Below are 20856 nucleotides of genomic sequence, written 5' to 3'. Positions count from 1 at the left end.
GTGCATAGCACCTTCGAGCGGCACGATCCGGCAAAGTGCGAAGCCCCAATTCTTCGCACTAGAACAACAGGCCACCGTCGCCGTGCAGCCAGTCGACGAACGTCGTCGAGACTGATTTGGCGGTGTCCACGATTTCGAGCAGCAACGCGTCGTGGATGCCTGAGCGCATGGGCACTTGCCACTCCGCGAAGATAGGCAGCTGACCGCGCTCGGTCGGGTCGCCAACATATGCCTTGGCGAACCGGCGGGCATGGTTCCACTCGTTTACGGCGCGATAGGCCAATTCGGACAGTTCAGGTGGGACAGTCGCGTGTGGCCGGGCCCGGATGACGAGGATCTCGTCGTCTGGTCCCTCGATGCCGAATAGCAGCGCGTGCCGTTCCCACAACGCCAGCAAGCTAGATTCACCGTCGGACAAATGGCGAACGTCTAGCAGGTCCAGTGTGCAGGCGACCCGCCGCAAACTGACCGGCGGGTTGATATCGTTCTCCATAGGAATAGATGGCAATCCATCAAGACTCGATAGATCATCTGGACAATAGATCGATTCGCGTCGCGGTGGGACCACCCGTTCACGCGCAACCTCGGTCCGCCCCGGCTGGTCTGACCATCGCCACGACCACCATGCCATCGTTCACGCCCCCTTCTCCCAGCAAATGCAAAGAAGCCGCCTCCCCCCGTGAACAACAAATTCAGGTATGCAAATCGGACCGCTTCATCAGCTGAGTGGAGCCGCCTGCCTACCCTCAGTAGATCCCGAGGCGTGAGGCTACCCGTTGGGCCCCGCTTTCGTCAGCCCCTTACCGACGGGTGGTGTCCAAAGGTATGAGCCCTACCGGCCGAACGCTTGATTAACTATCGGCCGAACAGACAATGGATTACCGAGGCGGTAAAACGCCAAGCCAAGTTCGGAGGTTAGGCCGGTCCAGGGGCCGCTCACGCGCACGGTCACCGCCGCGGAGCCGAGCAGATCCATCCGGACCATGGCTTGCACAAGCCGTTGCGGCACAGCGAAAGGCGTGCCGTCCACATCGGACTCTCCGCGTACCACGATGTGGTCCAGCAGGGCGTCACGAATCGCCCGTTCTCCGGCCCGCCCGGTCATCTCACGGAGCGTTTTAGCGGCCGCGGCAGCGGCGCTCTTCAATGCGGACGCCGGAATGGACTCCACCGCCGGGGCGGAGACAGGAGGCAGTGCCCCGCGCCATTGGCCGTCCGCAGCGGAACCATCGACCGCTGAGATGACCCCTTCTGGGGCATCGCAGGCAACGCCGACGAACACGTCCCAGGGCAGCTTCGCCCACGCCAGACCGTCTTGCACGCGCACCAGCGCCGCCGGGTCGAAGCGCAGCAACTGGGCGCGGAAGACGGCTAGATCTGCCATGGCTTGAGGAAAGTCTGCTCTTCGTCTGTGAGCCGCCGTGGGCGCTGTCTGTCCAAGTCGAATGGAACGCACACGGAACGGGCTCTGCTGGCGAGCAGGTCGCCGTCAAACAGCTCGTAGGCGACCGTGAACCGCGACGGGCGAATCTCGTCGATCCACAGCTCGATGCGCACCGGATCGCCGTAGTCCACGGGACGCAGGTAATCCACTTCGTGCCGGGCGATGACGATGCCCTCTTCAAAGGACGTCAGCCCAGCTTCCCGCGCCCCGATGAACATCATGGCAACGCGCGCCTCCTCATAAAGGGTGAGGAAGCGCGCGTTGTTCACGTGCCCGTAGGCGTCCAGATCGGACCAGCGCAGCGCGCAGTGGTACGTATAGCGCACGGGGATCAGTCGCGAGTCAGCTTGCGGTGGGTGACGCGGTGTGGGCGGGCCGCCTCAGCACCCAGACGGTCGATCTTGTTCTTCTCGTAGGCGTCGAAGTTTCCTTCGAACCAGAACCACTTGGCCTCGTTCTCGTCATCGCCTTCCCACGCGAGGATGTGCGTGGCGACCCGGTCGAGGAACATCCGGTCGTGGGAGATGACCACAGCGCAACCGGGGAATTCCAGGAGCGCGTTCTCCAAAGAGGACAGTGTTTCCACGTCGAGGTCGTTTGTCGGCTCGTCGAGCAGCAGCACGTTGCCGCCCTGCTTGAGCGTCAGCGCGAGGTTCAGGCGGTTGCGCTCACCACCGGAGAGCACGTTGACCGGCTTCTGCTGATCCGGTCCCTTGAAGCCGAACGCGGCGACGTAGGCACGGGAAGGCATTTCCACCTTGCCGACCATCAGGAAGTCCAGGCCGTCGGAGACGACCTCCCAGAGGGTCTTCTTGCCCTCAAGACCGGCGCGGGTCTGGTCCACATAGGACAGTGAAACCGTCTCGCCGACCTTGACCTCGCCCGAGTCTGGCTTTTCCAGCCCGACGATCGTCTTGAACAGCGTGGTCTTACCGACACCGTTGGGGCCGATGATGCCGACGATGCCGTTGCGCGGCAGCGAGAACGACAGGTTCTCGATGAGCACCCGGTCGCCGAAGCCCTTGGTCAGGTTCTTGGCCTCGATCACGGTGCTGCCAAGACGCGGCCCGGCCGGGATCTGGATCTCGTCGAAGTCGAGCTTGCGGGTCTTTTCCGCCTCGGCCGCCATCTCTTCGTAGCGGTCAAGACGCGCACGGGACTTGGTCTGGCGCGCCTTGGCGTTGGACCGCACCCACTCGAGTTCCTCGGTGAGGCGCTTTTTCATCTTGACGTCCTTGCGGCCCTCAACCGAGAGGCGCTGCGCCTTCTTCTCCAAGTAGGTGGAGTAGTTGCCCTCGTAGGGGTAGGCGCGGCCACGGTCGAGTTCGAGGATCCACTGGGCGACGTTGTCCAGGAAGTACCGGTCGTGGGTGATCGCGATGACCGTCCCCGGGTACTTGGCGAGGTGCTGCTCTAGCCACAGCACGCTCTCGGCGTCGAGGTGGTTCGTGGGCTCGTCGAGCAGCAGCAGGTCAGGCTGCTCCAGCAGCACCTTGCACAGCGCCACACGGCGCTTCTCGCCACCGGACAGCGGCGCGACAAGCGCGTCACCGGGCGGGCAGCGCAGCGCGTCCATCGCCTGCTCAAGCTTCGAGTCGAGGTCCCAGGCGTCGGCGTGGTCGAGTTCCTCCTGCAGGCGCCCCATCTCGTCCATGAGCGCGTCGGAGTAGTCGGTCGCCATCAGTTCAGCGATCTCGTTGAAGCGATTTAGTTTCGCCTTGGTGTCAGCCACGGCGAGCTCGATGTTCTCAAGAACGGTCAGTGACTCGTCGAGCTTCGGCTCCTGCGCCACCATGCCGACGGTGTAGCCCGGCATGAGACGTGCCTCACCGTTGGACGGGTGATCGTCGCCCGCCATGATCCGCAGCAGGCTGGACTTACCCGCGCCGTTAGGGCCAACCACGCCGATTTTGGCGCCAGGCAAGAAGTTGAGGGTCACGTTGTCGAGCACGACTTTGTCGCCATGCGCCCGGCGTGCCTTTTCAAGCGTGTAAATGAACTGAGCCACGGTAGAAATCTTCCCAGATGCTCTTAGTAGGCTGAATGGATGGTCCAAGGTAGTCCGTTTGTCGTGGTCGCTAACCGTCTCCCAGTCGATGAGGTGACCGACGACACACCTTCTTCCCGAACCAGCGGCGGCAGGCGATGGCGCCCGAGCCCCGGCGGTCTTGTAACCGCCCTTCATCCCGTGCTCGCTGAGCACAAGGGGACTTGGATCGGCTGGTCCGGAACACCGGGCCCGGCCCCCGACCCGTTTGAGGTCGACGGGATCAAGCTGGTGCCAATGTCCCTTTCCGAAGACGAAGTCGAACGGTACTACGAAGGACAGTCAAACGCGACTATCTGGCCGCTTTACCACGATAACGTGGAGCCGCCGATCTTCCGCCGGCGATGGAGGGACACCTACCGCGAGGTGAACCGCCGGTACGCCGCCGCGGCAGCCAAGGTCGCCGCGCCCGGTGCCACCGTCTGGGTGCAGGACTATCAGCTTCAGCTCGTTCCGGCGATGTTGCGGGAACAGCGGCCCGATCTGCTCATTGGCTTCTTCCTGCACATCCCGTTTCCCCCGATCGAGTTGTTCATGCAACTGCCGCAACGGGCCGAAGTGTTGCGCGGCCTGCTGGGCGCCGACCTCGTCGGGTTCCAGCAACGCTTGGGGGCACAGAACTTTTTGCGCCTGTCCAAGCACTTACTTGGTACCCCCTATTCTGGTAGCACCCTCGAATATGAAGGCCGCAAGGTAAAAGCTGAGGCCTTTCCGATCTCCATCGATTTCGCGGAAATGCAGCGCCTGGCCGACAATCCGCTCGTGCGCGAGCGGGCCAAGCAGATCCGGGCCGAGCTCGGCGACCCGAAGACGGTCATCCTCGGCGTGGACCGGCTTGACTACACCAAGGGCATCGAACACCGGCTCAAAGCGTTCCGCGAACTTCTAGCCGACGGCAAACTGTCCGTTCCGGAGTCAGTGATGGTCCAAGTGGCTACTCCGAGCCGGGAGCGGGTAGAGCACTATCAAGCGCTTAGGGTCAAAGTGGAACGTGAAGTCGGCCGCATCAATGGCGACTTTGGGAAAGTCGGCGTGCCGGCGGTGCATTACTTGCATCAGTCGTACAGTCGTAGCGAACTGGCCGCGCTCTATTGCGCGGCCGACGTAATGATGGTGACACCTCTGCGGGACGGCATGAATTTGGTAGCCAAGGAATACGTGGCGGCCCGGGCTGAAAACGGCGGAGCACTTGTGCTCAGCGAGTTCGCCGGTGCGGCAGGGGAATTGCGCCAGGCGTTTCTGTGTAACCCTCACGATCTCGATGGCGTCAAGGACGCGCTCATGCGTGCCGTGACGGTCGACGAGGGTGAAGCGCGGCGCCGGATGTCCATCATGCAGAGACATTTGCGTAAACATGACGTGGCAGCCTGGGCATCTGAATTCTTGGATTCCCTGGCCGAGATCGGTGGCACGGAGAAGAACCGCTTATGACGATTGACTTGGATCGTGATGGGTTCGAGGCACAACTGCGCTCGGCCATCACCCAGTTAGCCCGCATCCCGCAGCTCCTCGTGGCCTGTGACTACGACGGCACGCTCGCGCCGATTGTGGAAGATCCTTCGGCGGCAGCGCCGCTGCCGGAGGCGGTGGCGGCCTTGCGGTCGCTGGCCGCACTTCCACAAACGACGGTCGCCGTGGTCTCGGGGCGCGCCCTGCGCGATTTGGCCGCCATGTCACGGCTGCCCAGCGAGGTGCATCTCGTTGGCAGCCATGGCTCCGAATTCGACGTCGGCTTCGTAGCCCGGCTTGAGCCGGAACTAACAGAGCTACGGCGACGTCTCCTAGAAACGCTTGAAGATCTTGCGAAAGGCCACCCGGGGGTACGCCTTGAGCCCAAACCCGCGTCGATAGCCGTTCACACCCGGACCGCTACGCCCACGGTCACCGAGTCCATGGTGGACGCTGTGAGCACGGGCCCGGCGCAATGGGCGGGTGTGCACACCAAGCTCGGCAAGGAAGTGATCGAGCTCGCGGTGCTGGCGACACACAAAGGCACCGCGATCGAGGAACTGCGCCGGCAGGTGTCGGCGGGTGGCGTGTTGTTCATCGGTGACGACGTGACCGATGAGGACGCCTTCCGCGCACTGTCCGGAAAGGACATTGGCATCAAGGTCGGCAACGGCGAGTCCGCGGCGCATTACCGCGTCGTTGACCCGCTCGAGGCGGTCCGCGTGCTGGCCCTGTTGCTCGAGACGCGGCGCAATTGGCTCTATGGCGAGCGCGCGGTGCCCATTGAGCGGCACTCGATGCTGGCCGACGGCAACACCGTGGCTCTGGTGACGCCGGATGCCCGCATCAGCTGGCTGTGTCACCCACGGCCTGATTCGGCGGCACTGTTCGCCGATCTGCTAGGTGGTGCCCCGGCCGGGCACTTCACGGTCTCCTCGCAACGCGGAGGTCACCCTCTCGGGCAGCGGTACCGCCCGGGCACCATGACGGTGGAAACCAGGTGGCCCGGGCTGAGCGTGACGGACTGGCTCGACGGTGATCACCTGCTGCGCCGGATCACGGGCAACACCGTGGCGGTCGTGGAGTTCGCTCCGCGCCCGGAATTCGGCCAGGTGCCCGTGCGCTTGCAGGAGCTCGGAGACGGGCTGCTGGTTCTGGGCACGAGCGATCACATGACGCTCTACTCTCCCGGTGTCGACTGGGAGGTGTCGCTCGACGCGGGGCACGATGTCGCGCGGGCGACGATCGACGTGGGCAAGCTTGGCGGTGAAGTGCTGCTGGATCTGCGGATGCGCACGCACGACCTGTCGCCACCGGCACTGTCCACAGAGGAGCGTCTGGAGACCTCCGAACGTGGCTGGCGCGAGTGGGCCAGTTCGCTTGACCTTCCGTCGAGGGAACGTGAACTCGTGTTGCGAAGTGCGCTCACCCTGCGCGGGCTGTGCCACTTCGAAGGCGGTGGGGTGCTGGCCGCGGCCACCACGTCACTGCCGGAAACCCTTGGCGGCATTAGGAACTGGGACTACCGGTTCTGCTGGCTGCGCGATGGGGCGATGACGGTCAAGGCGCTGACGGATCTCGGGTCGGTGCAGGAGGCGGAAAACTTCCTGCGCTGGGTGGGGGTCTGCCTGGAGCACACCGATGGGCACCCGGAGCGGCTGCACCCGCTCTACACCGTGGACGGACACGAGCTCGGCCCGGAGGCCGTGATCGAGACGCTCCCCGGCTACGCGGGTTCCCGGCCGGTGCGCGTGGGCAACGCCGCGAACAAGCAACTGCAACTCGACGTATTCGGCCCGGTGGCGGATGTGCTGATGGCAGTGGCGGACAAGCGCGGCAAGGTCAAAGACGAAGAGTGGCGGGTGCTGGAGGCCATGGTCTACGCCGTGGCGCAGCGCTGGCACGAGCCCGATCACGGCCTGTGGGAGGCGCGGCTCCCACCGCGGCATCACGTTTACTCCAAGGTGATGTGCTGGATGACGGTCGACCGCGCGATCAAGGTGATGGCGCGGCACACGAGCGACACCAACCCAGACTGGGAACAGTTGCGTGACCGGATCGCCGAGAACGTGCTCAACCAGGGCTGGAACGACACCACCCAGGCTTACACGGTCGCTTACGGCTCAACGGAAATGGACGCGTCCAGTCTCTGGATTGGACTGTCCGGTCTGCTGCCCAATGACGACCCGCGATTCCTGGAAACGGTCCTTCGTGTTGAGTCGGAACTGCGCAGTGGCCCGACCGTCTACCGCTATCACTGGGACGACGGCATGCCGGGCAAGGAGGGTGGCTTCCACATCTGCACGGCGTGGCTCATCGAGGCTTACCTGCGCACGGGACGGCGGGCCGATGCCGAGGAGCTGTTCGAGCAGTTGCTCGCCACGGCCGGGCCAACCGGGCTGCTGCCAGAGCAATACGATCCCGACCTTGAGCGTGGGCTCGGCAACCATCCACAGGCCTACTCCCACTTGGGTTTGATCCGCTGCGCACAGCTGTTATCCGCTTGACACCGCTGCTAGACAGAACGCGTGCATATCCGAGATACCACCATTGACGATGTTCGCGCGTTCTGTGAGATCCGCAAGGAACTGTTCCCCTGGCTCGTGGCTTCGCTCGCGGCACAGGAGAACTGGTACCGCACACAAAAGCCGAAGGCCCAGGCCAAACGCATAGCCGCTGAGATCGATGGCGAGATCGTCGCCTTCGCTCTTGGCGGCCTTAATGTCGCTACCTCCGAAGAGGGCGCCGCTTGGGCGGGTGTGGCCGTGCGGCCCAGCTTCCAAGGCCAGGGAATCGGCTCGGCGCTGTGGACGCAACTGGAGGCGCATCTGCGGGCCATTGGCGCTCGGCGCACCCAGACCTGGGCCGCTGAGGGCTCTACCGCTTTCGCCGAGCGGCGCGGGTTCAGCCAAGGTGCTTCGCTGCGCTACTCGTTCGTTGAACCGGGGAGTCTGCCACCGGTTCCGGCCATTGCCGAGGGCGTCACCTTCGTCACGGCCGCTGAGGTCGGCCCAGACGTGCTTTACGAACTCGACACAACCGCCTCGGCCGATGAGCCTTCCGACATCCCCTACGACCGGCTGCCCAAACAGGACTGGCTCGACCGCGTCTGGAACAGTCCCGACCTGTCACACGATCTGAGCATCGTGGCACTGGTCGACGGAGTGCCCGCTGCCGCGACCTTCCTTGAGGTAAATGGGGAACGCGCGTGGGCGGCGGGAACCGTGACCCTGCGGGAGTTCCGGGGACGTGGGCTGTCGAAGATCGCCAAGTCGCTGTCGTTGCGTGAAGCCGCAAAACAAGGCGTGACCCACGCCTTCACGTCGAACGATTACACCAACGCTCCTATGCTCGCGATCAACGATTGGCTGGGCTATAAGGTCGTCGGCACCCAGTGGTCCTACCTGAAGGATGTGTCGTGCTGATCAGGGAAATGACGGTCGAGGATCTGCCGGGGGTAAGCGCGCTTAAGTACGCGCTCACGTCGTGGATGGTGGCCTCGGTGCAGGCGCAGGAAGTGCGGTTCCGCAACCAGCCCGCCGGGTCGCACGCGCTGCAACTGGTCGCCGAGGTCGACGGGGTCATCGCCGGGGTCGGCCTGGCGGCGCTCAACCTCATGACGACGGAACCCAACGCCGGCGGCGGTTTCGTCCAGGTGCATCCGGACTACCAGGGCCGCGGCATCGGCACCGCATTGTGGGAGCCGCTGTCGGCGCACTACCGGTCGCTGGGCGTCAAGCGCGCCATGGGCTGGGGCCGCGATGACGAACACACGCAAGCGTGGATGGCTAAGCGCGGCATCGCTCGTGGCGCCTCGTCACGCTTCTCCGCCGTCGACCCGCGCGAGCTGCCCCCGATGCCCGAGATTCCGCCCGGCGTCACGCTGCACAGCGCGGCCGAAGTCGGGCCAGGCCCGTTCTACACGGTCGACCTTGAGGCGGCCCGCGACGTTCCCGGGGACATGCCGTTTGAGGCGGCACCCAAAGAAGAATGGCTCGTGCGGCACTTCAACGCACCCGACTACAGTCACGAAGCGAGCACGGTGGCCTTTGTGGACGGTAAGCCCGCGTGCGTCACCGAGTTTGATATCAACCCGCTGCTCGGCCGGGGCTGGACCGGGGCCACGGGAACGCTTCGCGAGTTCCGGGGACGGGGCCTGGCCAAGCTGGTCAAGTCGGTGTGCCTGCGCAAGGCCGCTGAACTCGGCGTCACGCAGGCCATCACCGCCAACGATTACACCAACGCCCCGATGCTCGCCGTCAACGACTGGCTCGGGTACAAGGTGATCGCCACGTCCTACACCTATCTAGCCACTTTCGGTGACGCCTAAGACGTTCACGACGTCACCGATCACGACGATCGCCGGAGGCCGCAGGCCGGCGCTCATCTGTGCCAGGGTGGCTAGCTCACCGCGTACCCGCCGCTCATGAGGGGTTGTTCCTTCCTGAATGACCGCGGCGGGCGTCGCGGGATCGCGGCCCTCGCGGATCAGGGTGTCCACAATGGAGGGGAGGTTCTTGAGCCCCATCATGATGACGAGGGTCCCCCGCATCTTGGCCAGGGCCGCCCAGTTGACCAGTGACCCGGGGTCATCCGGGGCCAGATGTCCACTCACGACGGTGAACTCGTGCGTCACACCCCGGTGCGTCACGGGAATCCCAGCGATAGCGGGCACCGAGACCGGGCTGCTGACGCCGGGCACCACGATCACCTTGACGCCGGCTTCGGCGCAGGCGAGCACTTCTTCGCTGCCCCGGCCGAACACGAACGGATCTCCGCCTTTGAGGCGCACCACGCGTTTTCCTTGCTGAGCACGGTCCACAAGGATGCGGTTGATTTCCTCCTGTTGCGCGGCCGGGCCGTAAGGCAGCTTCGCCACATCGATCAGTTCGACCTCTGGCCGCAACTCATCGAGCAGCAACATCGGCCCGAGCCGGTCGGCCACCACGACGTCAGCCTTGCTGAGCAGCCGGCGCCCCTTGACCGTAATGAGTTCAGGATCGCCCGGGCCACCACCGACCAGCGCGACCGTCCCCTTTTCCATCTCGACCGTGTCCTGCTCGACGCTGAGCGTCTCGGAGATGCGGTCACGCACCCGCATGGCTTTGCGTGGATCGCCACCGGCCAGCACCGCGACCGTCACCGTGCCTTGCCTTGTCACGGCAGGAGTCCAGGCGCTCGCCGCGAACCGGTCGTCCGCACGCACGCAGAAGATGCGTCTCGCGTCGGCTTCCGCTGAGATCGCTGACGCGGCTTGCGCATCGTCGATCGCGACCTGGACGAGCCACACTCCGTCAAGGTCTTCAGGCTGGACCGTGCGCTCTATCCACTCCAGACGGCCCGCTTCCGCGAGGCCTTGCAGCGCAGGGGTGATACGCGGCGAAACCAGTTTTATCTTCGCCCCGGCGCTGAGCAGAGCCGGAACCCGGCGCGTGGCAACGGATCCGCCGCCCGCGACGAGCACCAGCTTCTGATCGAGCCTGAGCCCCAGCGGATATAAATCGCTCACTTTTCTGACACTCCGGCATCGTCGAACGTGGCCATCTCATGCAAGACCCGGACCGAGGCGGCGACGATGGGATAAGCCAGGACGGCTCCGGTGCCCTCGCCCAAACGCATGCCCAGCTCCAGCAGGGGCGCCAGGTCGAGTTTGCCCAGGGCTATCGTCGCGCCCGGCTCCACGGAACGATGTCCAGCGATCATCGCGTGCCGGCACTCAGGGGCGAGCGCATAAGCCGCCAGCGCCGAAGAAACAGCGATAACCCCATCAAGAATTACTGGTACCCGGTGAGCCGCGCCCCCGAGGATAAAGCCGGCCAGGGCGGCATGTTCAAACCCGCCGACCGACGACAGCACCCCGATCGGGTCCTCTTTGGACGGCTTGTGCCGTGCGAGCGCGGCCTTGATTACTTCGATCTTGCGAGCATGGGTCGCGTTGTCGATACCCGTGCCATAGCCGGTCACCATGCCCGGCTCGCGTCCGCAGAAGGCGGAGATGAGCGCCGCCGAGGCGGTCGTGTTCGTGATCCCCATGTCTCCCGTGAGCAGAACGTCAGCGCCGTCCTCGATGAGATCCTGAGCCACCTTGATGCCGGCTTCGATCGCCGCTTCGGCTTCGCCTCGCGTCATCGCCGCCGTTTCCGTCATGTCATGCGTGCCCCGGCGCACCTTCGCGTGCACGAGACCTAGGTCTTGCGGAAGGTCACCGTTGACGCCGACGTCGACGACAGTCACCCCCACCCGGACTTCGTGGGCGAACGCGTTGACGGCCGCTCCACCGTGCAGGAAGTTCGCCACCATCTGGGCTGTGACTTCCTGGGGCCAGGGAGTGACCCCCTGGGCGTGCACACCGTGATCCCCGGCGAAGATGGCGAGACTGGCTTTGCGTAGCAACGGCGGCGGGCACTCCCCCGCCAGCCCGGCCAGCCGGATCGACAATTCTTCAAGCTCACCAAGCGAACCAGCGGGTTTCGTCAGACGTCCATGCAGGTGACGGGCTTCTTCCATGGAGCCCTGATCGAGCGGCATGATCTGCTCGATCGTTGATCTAATGAGTTCGCTTGTCACACTGCCTACTTCACCACGTGGCATGTCGCCTTGCCGACTCAGGGGCGTTTCTCCTGCGCGTCGTTCAAGGCGTATGTGTACTTTGTCCTACCTTGAAGTGGTGATCCTGCGTCGCTTGTTTGGTGGCACCAGCCGTCTGAAACCGATCGCCCGGGCCGGCCTTCTCGCCGGGATCGTGGTCGCCGCCGTTACCTACCCCTTGGCCGCGGTTGGGGGGCTAACCATCAAGGCTGGATCGGACTTCTACCAAGCGCTTCCCTCGGAACTCAGTGTCCAGCCCCCGGCCCAGACGACCTACGTTTACGCCTCCGATGGCACCACGCCACTGACGTTGTTCTACGACGAATACCGCAAGTACACGCCAATCGCCGGCATCTCCACGCTGATGCAGCAAGCCATCGTCGCCAGCGAAGACGGCCGCTTCTATGAGCACCGTGGAGTTGACGCCAAAGGCATCGCGCGCGCGTTCGTCGCCAACCAGACCGCCGGTCAGGTGTCCCAGGGCGCGTCCACGCTGACTATGCAATATGTACGGATGGCTCTGCGCGACGGAGCACAGTCCGCCGAAGAAGTCATGGCCGCCACCGAACAGACCAGTGGCCGCAAAATCCGCGAGATGCGGCTGGCCGTGCGCGTCGAGCAGGAACTCAGCAAAACCGAGATCCTGGAACGCTATTTGAACGTCGCCTACTTCGGGCACCGCGCCTACGGCATCTACGCGGCCGCGCAGATCTTCTTCTCCAAAGCACCGTCTGACTTGACGGTCGCGGAAGCCGCGACGCTGGCCGGGCTCGTCAAAGCACCGTCGGCATACGACCCCGCGGGCGCGGATCCGTCCGCCGCGACGGAACGCCGCAACTACGTCATCGACCGCATGACGGAACTGACCTACATCACTCCTGCTGAGGCTTCCGCGACGAAAGACTCGCCGATCGTCTTGAACGTGACGGAGCCACCGAACGACTGCGTGTCCGTCGCACCGTCCACGAACGACTATGGCTTCTTCTGCGACTTCTTCAAGAACTGGTGGCTATCGCAAGAGGCGTTCGGTCCCACACCAGCGCAACGGCTCGACAACTTGCGCCGCGGCGGATACCGGATCACGACATCGCTAGACCCGTCAGTGCAGGCCGCCGCTTTGAAACACGTGACGTCCCGTGAGCGGATCGGCAGCTCCTACGCCCTAGGCCAGGTCGTCGTACAACCTGGGACGGGACGCGTGCGGGCGATGGCCGTCAACCGGAACTACTCGCTGGACAAGTCCAACAACGGCAACCACACCGGCTCCTCCGACGGGCCGGGCAACTACCCGAACACCGTCAACCCGTTGCTCGGTGGGGGCGATCTTCCCGGGTACCAGGCGGGGTCGACCTTCAAGATGTTCACGATGCTCGCCGCGCTCGATGCGGGCATGCCCATGCACACCTGGTTCTATGCGCCCGGCACCCTGAAGTCCATCTACTTCGCCGGGTGGGGTGAGCCGGCCAGTTGCGGCAACGGCTACTGGTGCCCACGTAACGCCAGCGGCTCGATGACCGGAAACCACGCCATGTGGTCGGGCTTTGGCAAGTCGGTTAACACCTACTTCGTGCAGCTGGAGCAAAAGGTCGGCGCCGACAAGGTCGTGCAGATGGCCGAACGTCTCGGCTTGCGGTGGCGGACCGACATCGACAAGCTGCAGGCCTCACCGGCGAAAGCCAAGGGCTGGGGCGCTTTCACGCTCGGCGTCGCTGACACCACACCGCTGGAGATGGCTAACGCCTACGCCACGGTCGCCGCGGACGGAAAGTATTGCGCCGCCACACCGGTCGTGTCCATCGTCCGGCCTGACGGTTCGGTGCACCCGGCCTCGGAACCTCAATGCGTGCAAGCGTTTTCGCCCGAGGTCGCTCGTGCGGCCGCTGATGCGGCACGGTGCGTGACCGGATATGGCGCGGCTGCCTCGACCTGCGGTGGCTGGTCCACAGCGCCCGGTGTCTACCGCTCGGTCGGGCGTCCCGTGGCCGGCAAGACCGGAACCACCGACGACAACCGGGCCGCTTGGTTCGTCGGGTTCACGCCCGACCTGGCCAGCGCCGCGTTCATGGCCGATCCGGACAACCCGTTCCACGGCGTTGGCGGCGGCAACGCCTATAAGCCAATCGAAGCGGTGTCCCAGACCCTGCGGGATGCTCTCGCCGGCCAGCCGGTCGCTTACTTCACCGCACCGTCGGGCGAGATCCTCGGCAAGGCTCCGCCGCCACCACCGGCGCCCAAGAAGTCGGCCACCGCGACCGCGGCACGGCCCTAACGACGCTCGTTAACGGAGGTCGGCGGCGACCATCGACCACACTTCAAGGTCGACGCGGCCTCCGTGCACGAAACCGGCGTTGCGCAAAAGTCCCTCGTAGGTGAAGCCGGCCTTCTCCGTCACGCGACGGGAGGCCAGGTTGCCCGGTGCCACGCGCACTTCTACCCGCTGAAAGCCGTGCTCAAGCACGAGCGCCAGCGTGATCGCGTCGACCGCTTCGGGCGCGAGGCCGAAACCGCGCACGTCAGAGGCGACCGCATAAGAGATCTCGGTCGCGCGGGCACCCCAGTCGGTGCGGCGGGTCCACAGGCACCCGACCAGGCGGTTGTCTTCGCGGCGAATGATGCCGTAGTGATCGCCGTTGCCGCTGTCGCGGCGCTCGGCAGCCATCTCGGTGCACCAAGCCTTGCCCTCGATCGGGCCGAACTCCTGCGGAAACGGGAGCCAGCGCTGCGTTTGCTTGTCGGCGAAGATCTGCGCCACAGGCTCCGCGTCAGCCGCCGTCAGGGGGCGAACATCTAGCCGTGGCGTCTGAACGGTAAGCGTCGGAAAACGGCGAACCGTGACGTAGCCGGTCATGCTTCTCCCAAACCGTGAGGGGCAACCGGTTCAACCTACCCCGGAAACCCGCGCCGTGACTGAGTGACCGTTTAGGCCAGCCTGAGTGATAGGAATCACAACCGTAGACTGTCTGGCGTGCGTTCGCTACTCACCCCACGCTGGCTCGGGATCGTCGCTCTGACGGCCGTGGCCTCATACGTCATGGTTCTGCTCGGCCAGTGGCAGTGGGGGCGCTACGAACAGCGCAGCAGCATCAACGCACGCATCGACGCCAGCCAAACGGCAGCGCCCGTCCCGTTGGAGCCGGGCACTCCGGAGTGGACCCGCGCGACGGTCACCGGAGAGTACGACCAAGAGCTACAAGTCTTGGTACGCAACAGAACCGTGAACGGCCGCGTCGGCTATGAGGTGCTGACACCGTTGATCCTCGCTGACGGGTCGGCTGTCCTGATCGACCGCGGCTGGGTGGCACCTGACCCGGCCGGACCGACCGTCACCCCACCGATCCCGGCACCACCCAAGGGACAGGTGACCATCAATGGCCGGGTGCGGTTCACCGAATCCGACCCGCGGCTGGAGTTGCGCGAAGGGCTCTGGGAAGCACGCCGGATCGGCCTGCCCGAGATCGCTTCGAAGGTGCCCTACCGGCTGGCCCAGACCTACCTGCTGGCCGACGACGAAGTGACCGATCTTGTTCCGGTGCCTTCGGAACGGGAGAACGACTGGCTCAACCTGGGCTACGCGGTGCAATGGTGGATCTTCGCGGCGGGCGCGTTCGTGGCCTTGGCTTGGCTCGCGCGAAAAGAAGTTCGCGCGAGCCAAGCGCCACCAGCCAGCTCAGGCGAGGGCGACGTTGCGGAGCAGGAGCGTCTCAGCGAGGCAGACTCGCTCAAACTCTCCTAGGTGCAGGCTCTCGTTGGGGCCGTGCGCACCTGACATCGGGTCTTCCACGCCGGTGACCATGATCGAGGCGTTGGGGAACATCTCCTGGAACGTGGCGATGAACGGGATCGAACCACCGATGCCAACTTCGACCGTGTCGGCACCGTTGTAGGCGACCTTGAAGGCGTCCCGGACCGCGTCGAAGTACTTGCCGGTCGCGTCGATCACGCAAGCGTTGCCGTCGTGCTCGAACTCGAACGAGATCTTCGCGTTCCACGGGACGAACTTCGTCAAGTGGGCCTTCAGCGCTTCGTAAGCCGACTTCGGGTCGTCACCGGGCGCCAGCCGCATGCTCAGCTTCGCCTTCGCCTTGGGAATCAAGGCGTTTGGCGCGCCCTCAGTCCCGGGCGCGTCGATGCCAAGGATCGAAATCGCTGGCCTGGTCCAAATCCGGTCGACAATGCGGCCGGTGCCGATCAGGTCGACGCCATCAAGGATGCCGGCCTCCGAACGGAACCTGTCCTCGGGGTAGTCCAGCGGCGAAGCGGGCTTGCTCACGAGCCCGGCCACGGCGACGTCACCGCGCTCGTCGTGCAGCGTGGCCAGCAGCCGGCTCATCACCATCAGCGCGTCCGGCACGGCTCCGCCGTACATTCCACTGTGGACAGCCGATTGCAGCACCTCGACCGTAACGAAACTGTTGACGATGCCGCGAAGCGACGTCGTCAGCGCGGGCACACCGATATCCCAGTTCGCCGAGTCGGCGATGACGATCACGTCAGCGGTCAGCTCGGATTGGTGCTTCTTCAGCAGATCTTCCAGCGATGCCGACCCGAACTCTTCTTCTCCCTCGATGAACAAAACCACCCCAACGGGCAGCTGGTCACCAAACGCACGCAGCGCCGCGATGTGCGCCATAACGCCAGCCTTGTCATCAGCCGCACCACGACCGTAAAGGCGGCCGTCGATCTCCGTCGGCTCGAACGGATCCGTGCGCCACTGGCTCATGTCTCCGGGTGGCTGAACGTCATGGTGTGCGTAAAGCAGAACAGTCGGGGCGCCCGCCGGAGCCGCCTTCTTCCCGATGACCGCCGGGTGCCCTTCGCCGATCCGGCTAATCTGCACCTCAAGCCCCTCCGCGCGCAGCAGCTCGGCCACAGCTTCCGCGGAACGCTCAAGCGGGGTGAAGTCGAAGCCGTCGAAAGCGATGCCAGGAATGCGGACCAAGCGCTCCAGATCGGCTCGCACACCGGGCAGTTCACGCGCGACGGCGGCACGCAACTCATCAACACTGAGGGTTGTCATGCCCCCGATCCTATGACCAAGCTCCGGGCCGTGCGCCCAATGCCCTACCTGGACCTCTTCCGTCGACGGTGGTCATTGTTGGTCAGCGTTCGGCACCCTCAGACGGCCCGAGACGGCCCAGCAACCGAGACCGAATCAGCGCACCTGGACCACATGTGGCCCGGTCATTCCGTCGTGCAGGTTTCCCCGACCGGGCCGCGGGCGCAAACACGCTCCACCGTTTGCGCCCGCGGACGTGGTCTGGTGGCCTTCGGCGCTCGGCGGACGCGCCCAGCAACGGCCGTCCAGTCATTCCAGAGCTGCCCCGGGTCCAGCGCGGGAACGCTGGCCGCCGGAGGCTTTCACCGGGTGCAGGGCCGGGAGGTCCTGCCCGCCGGAGGCTCACTAAACCTCGATCCAAGCGGAACAACTCGTAGCAATGCACTGCTGACCAGCCCTCGCGGCCGAACCTGCCCAGCGTTCTCTTGCCGGTGCGCTGGGCTTTCGTCGTTGGTAGCTAAGGGTTTGGAATCGCCCGGGCCGCCGCGCCGTCGCCGAAGGCGTTGAGGCGCGAGCGTGCCCGGGGGCGGGTTTTAGCAGCCCGTAGGGATCCGTAACGCATCAATCCGAGCCGGACATCAAGTGGACCTAGGTGTCCTGTCTCGGGTGATGCTTAACCTCTGTGTCCCAGTAGACGTTCAACCGTACGCGGTCTCATGAACAGTGAGAGTCTGCGCCAACCGTCAACGGATAGCTGTGCGCATGACTTCTCTGCCGGAGTGGCCAGCGTGTCTCCTACCGCTGGTGCATTTTCCTTAAGCCGTACCACCACACCAACGTGACCGGCATGGTGCAGCAACCGGTGGCGAACTGTTGGCCATTGATGAAGCTGTTGGCGCCCCGGGCGAAACTGGGGTTGAACCGGTCGACGGTCACAAAAACCGTGTCACCTGGCTTCGGCGCCCCGTTCCAGGTCCAAAGGTCCACTTGCTGGTTCCACGGCTGCGGCAAGTCAACTTTGACGTAGGACTGCTGAACCCACCCGCCGCCTTCTGGGCGTTTCTCGTAGTTGACCGCCGCGACGGTTCCCCTTACCTCCTGACCGGCGATACTGAGCCAAATCGCTTGGCCAAGGGTCAATAGTGACAGTCCGATCTCGACGGCAAGCATCGCGGAAATGAACCAATATCCATATGGCGGCGCTTCATTGGCCATGATCGGTCCCACCCATACCAGGCAGGATGCCATGCGCGCGCAACCGCTGCTTGGCTCTGGGTCACCAGGTAGAGATCACCTGGGACGGAAAAGTTAAGCATCCTCTTCACCTGATGTTCCACGACAGTGCCGAGGTCTTCGTCACCCCCGACCCAACGTTTGAGTCCTGGCATCTGGCCGGACACGGCGTTGAATGCATCACTGTCGGTCCCCGCAGTGAGACCAGCTGGAACCGACAGCCAGCACAATGAACCATGACCCAGATTTCGAGCGTGAGCGTCTAGCTAGAAGCTTCCCGGCTGCGGGCAGCTGGAAAGGCGGGGAGAACACACATCAATCCAAGCCTGGCATTTCGCCATCTGCCGTCGCAGGTCTCGGGTACTGCTTTACGCCGGCGTCCCACCTGATGCTTGACGGCTATTCCGCTGCAAGCCAAGCGTCTCGGATGCAGCCCTCTTCGTACTCCCACCACCGGATGTCTCGCCGTTCGCTAACGGCCTTTGAGCCGCAGCGTACGGGGCCGTCTCAGTCCGCGGCGTATTTGGACTTGTGGCAAGATCGCCGAATGCTGCGACTCACCGATTTCATCATCGACTGCCCGGACACGATGAAGCTGGCGGCTTTCTACTCGGAGGTGACGGGCCGCCCGGTCAAGGAGGGCAGCACCGAGCACTGGGCCGGCATCCAGTTCGGCGAGATCGAGCTGGCTTTTACCCCCGTGGAGGACTACCGCGCGCCGCAGTGGCCCGACAGCGAGCGCCCTAAACAGTTTCACCTCGACTTCGAAGTCGACGACATCGAGGCCGAACACAGCCGTGTCCTGGCCCTCGGCGCGACCCTGATGCGCGACTACGTCGGCCCTGAGGGCTACGGCCACCGCGTTTACACCGACCCCGTCGGGCACCCCTTCTGCCTGTGCCGTAACAAGGGCGTCACGTGGACCGACCAGGGTCCCGTCTGGCCCAAGCGCGGCTAGTCACGCGGAGATAATGACGTCGGCGCACCAGGCGGTGGCGTCGGCGGCGAAGTGGAGTTCTTCCCTGGCGCGCCAGGCTTTTAGCTGTGTTTGCATGGCTTCGCCGTCGCGCTCAAGGGAACGCGCTTCGCGGACGCTCAGGGGCGCGTCGACGAAGAGGGTCAGGCTCGCCCAAGGGCGTGCTTCTTCTCTCGCCGCGCCAACGCCTTCGACGATGAGGATTCCGCCGGGCTCGACTTCGTGCCATGGGCCGGTGAAACGTTCGGCGTGCCAGTCGTAAGCCTGGTAGCGACCCGCACGGTCCTGGAACAACGGGCCTAACACGAGTTCCTTCAAGCGATCCCAGTAAGTGAACTGGTCATCCCAGCCATTCAAAAGATCATCAGTGTGTACTACCTGAGCCGCCAAGTGCTCACCGAGCAGCTCAGCGAGAGTCGTCTTCCCCGCTCCACTAGGCCCGTCAATGAGCACCAGGCGCGTCCGCCCGAGCCGTGGCTCGCGAAGGCGCGCTTCTAACGTAGCGACATAGGTCACGGCGCACCGGGAGCCAGGAACGGAAGTCCTTGTGGCGCACCGCTTTCCACGACACGCCAGAGCGCCTCCGTGTCGCAGTGCTCCTCGATCAGGTCGGCGAGGCGGTCCACGGTCGCCGTGCGCAGTGAGGCGAACGAGGTGCCCGGCGCGACGGTGAATCCACGGCGCCCGGCTAGCCCGGCGACGAGGGTCAGGAACCGTCGCCGGAATTCGTCTGATTCAAACGCGCCGTGCCAATGAGTACCCCATATGGATCCTGAAGCTGCCCCCTCGCCGGCACCGGAGGGCAGCGTGAGCAGGGGTGGCAAATGGTCTTCGCGCCACACGACCTGGCCGTGATGGATCTCGTATCCGCTCACGTCAGCGCCGAGCCCTTCACCTGTTGGCCGGGCAAGGGTTTTCGTCTTCTGGAACCCGATTTCGACGGGCAGCAAACCGAGCCCTTCGACCTCGCCGCGCTTGCTCTCCACCTCGTCGTGGATGCGCCGTGACAGCATCTGGAACCCGCCGCAGATCCCGAGCAGCGGACGGCCACTGTTCGCGTGGGCAACGATGGCGTCGGCTAAACCGGTGCGGCGCAACCACTCCAGATCCTCCACTGTGGACTTTGTCCCTGGGATCACGATGAGATCGGCGTCGGCGAGTTCAGCGGGCTCTACCGTTAAGCGGACGGCCACTCCCGGCTCGGTCGCGAGTGCTTCGGCGTCAGTCGCGTTCGAGATGTGCGGCAGCCGGATGACCGCGACCCGAAGCCATTGCGTGCCCACCGGTGCGGCGGGACGCCCGAGCACTTTGCCGTAGGCGAGCGAATCTTCCGCGTCGAGCCACAGGTCGACGTCAAACGGAAGCACGCCAAAGGTCTGCCGGCCGGTCAGTCGCGTCAGCATGTCGATTCCCGGTTGCAGCAACGAGCGGCTACCGCGGAACTTGTTGACGAGGAACCCGGCCACGAGATCCTGATCCGCCTTGTCCAGCAAGGCGACCGTGCCGTAGAACGCGGCGAAGACTCCCCCGCGATCGATGTCGCCCACGATGACGGTGGGGAGCTTTCCGTGCCTCGCCAGTCCCATATTCACGTAGTCATGTGCACGCAGGTTGATCTCCGCTGGGCTGCCCGCCCCTTCACACACCACGACATCGAACTCGCGCGCTAGTTCGTCATAGGTCGCGAAGGCGGTGGTGGACATGGTTTCCTTCAGGCTGCGGAAGTTATCCGCGTCCACGTTGCCGATGGCCTCGCCGAGCAGCACGACCTGACTCGACCGGTCGCTGCCCGGCTTGAGGAGCACCGGGTTGAAGCGGACCTCGGGCTCGAGTCCACAGGCGACAGCCTGCAACGCTTGTGCCCGCCCGATTTCGCCGCCCCGCCCGTGCCGGTCGACCACCACAGCGGAGTTGTTCGACATGTTCTGCGCCTTGAAGGGCGCGACCTTGACCCCGCGCCGCCACAGCCACCGGCAAACGCCAGCGGCGACAACGCTCTTGCCTGCATCCGAGGTCGTGCCCGCGATCAAGATCCCGCCCATCATCCGAGCCTATCCGTGCCGGGGTGGCCGGTGCCCCCCTCTCCCCAGAGCGCCCTCACCGGCCACCCCTGTCCCCAGCAG

At 64.6% G+C, this 20856-nt stretch carries 19 protein-coding genes; 8 read left to right on the top strand and 11 right to left on the bottom strand.

Annotated elements, in window-relative coordinates:
- Positions 1–58: 58 nt before the first annotated feature.
- From A3E1_RS0111595 to ettA, 4 genes are all read right to left on the bottom strand, one after another.
- The gene (locus A3E1_RS0111595; RefSeq protein ID WP_157631459.1) at positions 59–631 is read right to left on the bottom strand and encodes a type III secretion system chaperone family protein; all 573 of its coding nucleotides are present in this window, start codon (positions 629–631) and stop codon (positions 59–61) included.
- A 201-nt stretch (positions 632–832) separates the two neighbouring features.
- Positions 833–1384: a hypothetical protein gene (locus tag A3E1_RS39900; protein ID WP_020520933.1), complete on the bottom strand. Its 552-nt coding sequence runs from the start codon at positions 1382–1384 to the stop codon at positions 833–835.
- On the bottom strand, positions 1372–1776 hold the full coding sequence (locus A3E1_RS0111585) for an acyl-CoA thioesterase (protein ID WP_085952230.1): 405 nt from the start codon (positions 1774–1776) through the stop codon (positions 1372–1374). The genes A3E1_RS39900 and A3E1_RS0111585 overlap by 13 nt, the downstream gene beginning before the upstream one ends.
- A complete protein-coding gene (gene ettA / locus A3E1_RS0111580) occupies positions 1776–3452 on the bottom strand; it encodes an energy-dependent translational throttle protein EttA (protein ID WP_020520931.1) in 1677 nt (558 codons plus the stop codon). The genes A3E1_RS0111585 and ettA overlap by 1 nt, the downstream gene beginning before the upstream one ends.
- A gap of 39 nt (positions 3453–3491) precedes the next feature.
- Here ettA and A3E1_RS0111575 point away from each other — a divergent pair, with 39 nt between their 5' ends.
- Genes A3E1_RS0111575 through A3E1_RS39895 form a run of 4 tightly spaced genes read left to right on the top strand, consistent with a single transcriptional unit; the run spans position 3492 to position 9270 of the window.
- Positions 3492–4922 (top strand): alpha,alpha-trehalose-phosphate synthase (UDP-forming), encoded by a 1431-nt coding sequence (locus A3E1_RS0111575; RefSeq protein ID WP_020520930.1) that lies wholly within the window; start codon positions 3492–3494, stop codon positions 4920–4922.
- The gene (gene otsB, locus A3E1_RS0111570; protein ID WP_020520929.1) at positions 4919–7447 is read left to right on the top strand and encodes a trehalose-phosphatase; all 2529 of its coding nucleotides are present in this window, start codon (positions 4919–4921) and stop codon (positions 7445–7447) included. The genes A3E1_RS0111575 and otsB overlap by 4 nt, the downstream gene beginning before the upstream one ends.
- Before the next feature lie 21 nt (positions 7448–7468).
- Positions 7469–8365, top strand: a complete 897-nt coding sequence (locus A3E1_RS0111565; protein ID WP_020520928.1) for a GNAT family N-acetyltransferase — start codon at positions 7469–7471, stop codon at positions 8363–8365.
- Entirely contained in the window at positions 8359–9270 is a 912-nt protein-coding gene (locus tag A3E1_RS39895) for a GNAT family N-acetyltransferase (protein WP_020520927.1), read from the top strand. Before A3E1_RS0111565 ends, A3E1_RS39895 begins: the two co-directional genes overlap by 7 nt.
- Here the strand turns inward: A3E1_RS39895 and cobA are convergent.
- The gene (gene cobA / locus A3E1_RS0111555) at positions 9247–10449 is read right to left on the bottom strand and encodes a uroporphyrinogen-III C-methyltransferase (protein WP_020520926.1); all 1203 of its coding nucleotides are present in this window, start codon (positions 10447–10449) and stop codon (positions 9247–9249) included. The two genes, A3E1_RS39895 and cobA, sit on opposite strands and share 24 nt — an antisense overlap.
- On the bottom strand, positions 10446–11531 hold the full coding sequence (gene cobT / locus A3E1_RS0111550) for a nicotinate-nucleotide--dimethylbenzimidazole phosphoribosyltransferase (RefSeq protein WP_020520925.1): 1086 nt from the start codon (positions 11529–11531) through the stop codon (positions 10446–10448). The genes cobA and cobT overlap by 4 nt, the downstream gene beginning before the upstream one ends.
- Positions 11532–11580: 49 nt before the next feature.
- Between cobT and A3E1_RS0111545 the strand changes: the two genes are divergently transcribed.
- Positions 11581–13797: a transglycosylase domain-containing protein gene (locus A3E1_RS0111545; protein ID WP_157631458.1), complete on the top strand. Its 2217-nt coding sequence runs from the start codon at positions 11581–11583 to the stop codon at positions 13795–13797.
- A 9-nt stretch (positions 13798–13806) separates the two neighbouring features.
- Here A3E1_RS0111545 and A3E1_RS0111540 read toward each other — a convergent pair whose 3' ends face one another.
- On the bottom strand, positions 13807–14376 hold the full coding sequence (locus tag A3E1_RS0111540; protein WP_020520923.1) for a GNAT family N-acetyltransferase: 570 nt from the start codon (positions 14374–14376) through the stop codon (positions 13807–13809).
- A gap of 117 nt (positions 14377–14493) precedes the next feature.
- Between A3E1_RS0111540 and A3E1_RS39890 the strand changes: the two genes are divergently transcribed.
- Complete coding sequence (locus tag A3E1_RS39890; protein WP_020520922.1) at positions 14494–15261, top strand: SURF1 family cytochrome oxidase biogenesis protein; 768 nt, start codon at positions 14494–14496, stop codon at positions 15259–15261.
- Here the strand turns inward: A3E1_RS39890 and A3E1_RS0111530 are convergent.
- Entirely contained in the window at positions 15196–16545 is a 1350-nt protein-coding gene (locus A3E1_RS0111530; RefSeq protein WP_020520921.1) for a dipeptidase, read from the bottom strand. The genes A3E1_RS39890 and A3E1_RS0111530 overlap by 66 nt on opposite strands.
- 774 nt (positions 16546–17319) lie before the next feature.
- Positions 17320–17739, bottom strand: coding sequence for a hypothetical protein (locus A3E1_RS0111525; RefSeq protein WP_157631457.1), 420 nt, complete (start codon positions 17737–17739; stop codon positions 17320–17322).
- A gap of 26 nt (positions 17740–17765) precedes the next feature.
- On the opposite strand from A3E1_RS0111525, the gene A3E1_RS49110 reads away from it, so the two are divergent.
- On the top strand, positions 17766–17990 hold the full coding sequence (locus A3E1_RS49110) for a DUF6188 family protein (RefSeq protein ID WP_026208330.1): 225 nt from the start codon (positions 17766–17768) through the stop codon (positions 17988–17990).
- A gap of 314 nt (positions 17991–18304) precedes the next feature.
- A complete protein-coding gene (locus A3E1_RS0111515) occupies positions 18305–18715 on the top strand; it encodes a VOC family protein (RefSeq protein WP_020520919.1) in 411 nt (136 codons plus the stop codon).
- On the opposite strand, the gene A3E1_RS0111510 is transcribed toward A3E1_RS0111515, so the two are convergent.
- Positions 18716–19249, bottom strand: a complete 534-nt coding sequence (locus A3E1_RS0111510; RefSeq protein ID WP_020520918.1) for a uridine kinase family protein — start codon at positions 19247–19249, stop codon at positions 18716–18718.
- On the bottom strand, positions 19246–20778 hold the full coding sequence (locus A3E1_RS0111505) for a cobyric acid synthase (RefSeq protein ID WP_026208329.1): 1533 nt from the start codon (positions 20776–20778) through the stop codon (positions 19246–19248). Before A3E1_RS0111505 ends, A3E1_RS0111510 begins: the two co-directional genes overlap by 4 nt.
- Positions 20779–20856: the final 78 nt, after the last annotated feature.

The organism is Catelliglobosispora koreensis DSM 44566 (assembly GCF_000379685.1).
Lineage (GTDB): Bacteria > Actinomycetota > Actinomycetes > Mycobacteriales > Micromonosporaceae > Catelliglobosispora > Catelliglobosispora koreensis.
The sequence above is the reverse complement of the archived record's forward strand: the minus strand, read 5'-3'. Positions and strand labels throughout refer to the sequence as shown.